Source organism: Leisingera sp. F5, assembly GCF_001593695.1.
Genome location: NZ_LUKH01001082.1, coordinates 1 through 1,291 on the forward strand (window position 1 = coordinate 1; position 1,291 = coordinate 1,291).

General features: G+C 66.5%; 1 protein-coding gene and 1 pseudogene. One reads left to right on the forward strand and one right to left on the reverse strand.

The genetic code is table 11. The features are described from left to right. On the forward strand, positions 1–681 hold a 681-nt coding region (locus tag A2I95_RS39050), incomplete at its 5' end, for a glycosyltransferase (RefSeq protein ID WP_291737741.1). A 177-nt stretch (positions 682–858) separates the two neighbouring features. Here the strand turns inward: A2I95_RS39050 and A2I95_RS39055 are convergent. After that, positions 859–1,291: pseudogene (locus tag A2I95_RS39055) on the reverse strand (glycosyl transferase); the annotation flags it as partial.

The following is a 1,291-nucleotide window of genomic DNA, read 5'->3' on the forward strand; positions in this document are numbered from 1 at the left end:
GTGGCGGTCAGCAGTTTTGGCAAAAGCCAGCTGAGCCGCTGGGCTGCCTTTGGCAAGTGGGACAGGCTCAAGGTGGTGCATTGCGGAATTGAGCCGAAGCGGTTTGCCGATCTTGCGCCGTTGCCGCAGGGGCCGCTGCGGCTGGTGGCGATCGGGCGGTTTGTGGAGCAAAAAGGCCAGATGGTGCTGGTGAAAGCCATGGCGCGGCTGGTGCGGGACATTCCGGATTTGCATCTGTCGCTGATTGGCGACGGCGATATGCGGCCTGCGCTGGAAGCCGCTATTGCGGCGCATGGCCTGCAGGACAGTATCACGCTGACCGGCTGGCTCGCCGAAGACCAGGTGCAGGCAGAGCTGGCAAGTTCCCACGCGCTGGTGATGCCGTCATTTGCCGAAGGCCTGCCGATGGTGGTGATGGAGGCAATGGCCGCGGCGCGCCCGGTGATTGCAACATACATCGCAGGCACGCCCGAACTGGTGCTGCCGGGGCAAACCGGCTGGCTGCTGCCGGCCGGGGATGAAGACGCCCTGGCACAGACCGTCATCACCCTTGCGCAGACCCCGCATTCGCAGCTGACCGCCATGGGCCAGGCGGGCCGCAGGCGTGTGCTGGAGCGTCATGACAGTGCTGCAGAGGCTGCCAAACTCATCGCGCATTTCCGCAAGGCCATCACCGGATAAAACCGGCGCACTCCCGCCCGTCGTCGGCGCATCTGCAGATGCGCCGCTTCCGTTGGGCGTGGCCCGGCGCAAAGGCGCCGGGCCACGCCCAAGGCTGCCAAGGGTGCGCTGGCGCAGCCTGGGCACCCTGCGAGCGCGGGAGCACCACCGGGACAGGCCAGCAGCAATACTCAGGGCTCAGCGGCCGCGGGTCCAGCGGCTGGCTGAGGCAAACAGCGGTGTTTTTGTGGCCAGACCGACCAACGCATAGATCACAAAACCGGTTGGATCCGCCAGCAGCAGCTTCCGCACGGCGCCGGCGCTTGGCGGGATTTTGTCCTCGTTCTGCAGTAAGCCCGGGAATTTGGCTGCCACCTCGGCCACGCCTGCGTTTTGCCGCCGCCGCACCCGGACCAGGTTGCGGAAGCCTTCCACCATCGGCCAGCTGTAAGCAGCAGGCGCTTTGACCCGTTCGGACGGGGCGAAATTCAGGCGGGCGAAAACGTCATCGGCGATGATATCAGGCCAGTCCCCCCAGCGCTGCCGTCCGGCCCGGTTCATGGCGAACACGCCAAACCCGGGCACGCCGCCGGCGGCAAACGGCAGCCGGGTCCAGAGCCGCGCATAGGCA